This window comes from Zooshikella harenae (assembly GCF_018837975.1).
GTDB classification, from domain to species: domain Bacteria; phylum Pseudomonadota; class Gammaproteobacteria; order Pseudomonadales; family Zooshikellaceae; genus Zooshikella; species Zooshikella harenae.
In genome coordinates this window covers 1-1348 of the sequence record NZ_JAGSOY010000246.1, presented here as the reverse complement: position 1 = coordinate 1348, position 1348 = coordinate 1, and the positions used below count along the sequence as shown (strand labels likewise).

The window sequence follows — 1348 nt, the reverse complement described above, 5'->3', positions numbered from 1 at the left end:
TTTGCGACAGAACCATAAATTTTGCTAACTCAAACGAAATAGCTAGAGCTGCAAATAAACAGGAAAAATAAAAGCTTTCACTTATTGACCAGAACAACAAAACTGACAATACGATTGATATCGTACATGTGAGCATTGTTCCAAGATATGCAATAAAGTGATTTAAATTAGGTTTTGGCGTGCGCACATATTCAGAAGTATGCACTAAAACCTCCTACTGTCTTACTTCTCAGATTTAGTAGCCTTATCCAAAGCTGGCTTCAGAACTTTTTCGAAAAACATAGAGCGGCCAAGTTTACGACCAGATCGCTCATATTCATCGTTATCAACGATCCAATTCCAAATCGCTAATTCATAGTCGGAAACTGGTATTTGAATATGTCTGTTCGCCTTCGCCTTTCTACTAGAGTCAAACTGTTCCCAAGGTTTATCAGTTGGCTTGGGTGTTATGACTTGCTCTTCTTTAACAGCTTTTACTTCATGAGTCCCATCAACAGCCTTACCAGCGAACTTTTCAATCTCAACATCATCAACTTGCTTAAGCTTCTGCTTGTTCTGCTGCTTGATCTTCAGTCCGATGTCTGTCAGTTTGGTCATGTTCTGCAATCTCTTGAATTAGTAACTGAATAGCGGCTTTAGCGTTAGTTTTAGGTAACTCAAGTACACTTCTACCTTCATTAAGTGCAGTTCGGTAATGCTTGAGTTCTTTGATAACAACATTCGATAAGAGCATGTATTCAGATAAATCATTGAGCAACGTTTTTGCTTCTTTTAGCTCATCATTACCTGGAATATTTGGTGCTCGTGAGATAATTGCTTTGCTAATAAGATCAGGATTAAAGCTATCTTTAGCATCGATGATCATTTCACATAATGCGGGTAATGTTTCTAAATCTGCACGAGAAACCTGAAACGGCATATAAAAGATGTCTGCGGCCGTCAAAGCGGTACGAAATGCCCTACTATCCCAACCGCCTGAGTCAACGATCACCATATCATAACGGGATCTTCTATCTAGTAAGTCACGACGGATATTTCCTGTTTGCTGCTCACAAAATACAGGCGGCAGTTGTTCACCATTATCAATAAGCTCGTTTCTTCTCTCAGCCCACTTAGCTGATGTTCCTTGAGGATCTGCATCAACTAGTAATACTGATAGCCCTTGTAGAGCACAACCAACAGCTAAATTTTGGGCAATGGTGCTTTTACCAGGACCACCCTTTAACCCGCCAATCAGAATTATCATACATACATTCCCCCAACATTTGATGTACATAAAATATACATCAGATGTTTATTAAATGTGCAACTAAGTTAAAGTTATACCAAAACCAATGTATATTCAATG

3 protein-coding genes are annotated in these 1348 nt (G+C 38.8%); all 3 read right to left on the bottom strand.

All coding sequences use genetic code 11. The features are described 5' to 3' along the window. Positions 1 to 205, bottom strand: a 205-nt coding sequence (locus tag KCG35_RS25345; protein WP_215822632.1) for a hypothetical protein, incomplete at its 3' end; no start/stop codon positions are given. 17 nt (positions 206 to 222) lie between these two features. Further along, positions 223 to 597, bottom strand: a complete 375-nt coding sequence (locus KCG35_RS25340; protein ID WP_215822631.1) for a hypothetical protein — start codon at positions 595 to 597, stop codon at positions 223 to 225. Continuing rightward, positions 539 to 1246, bottom strand: a complete 708-nt coding sequence (locus KCG35_RS25335; protein WP_215822630.1) for an AAA family ATPase — start codon at positions 1244 to 1246, stop codon at positions 539 to 541. The genes KCG35_RS25340 and KCG35_RS25335 overlap by 59 nt, the downstream gene beginning before the upstream one ends. Positions 1247 to 1348: the final 102 nt, after the last annotated feature.

Bases quoted from the DNA above. Each gene is read 5' to 3' on its own strand.
- KCG35_RS25335 (WP_215822630.1), bottom strand. From the start codon at position 1,246: ATGATAATTCTGATTGGCGGGTTAAAGGGTGGTCCTGGTAAAAGCACC.
- KCG35_RS25340 (WP_215822631.1), bottom strand. From the start codon at position 597: ATGACCAAACTGACAGACATCGGACTGAAGATCAAGCAGCAGAACAAG.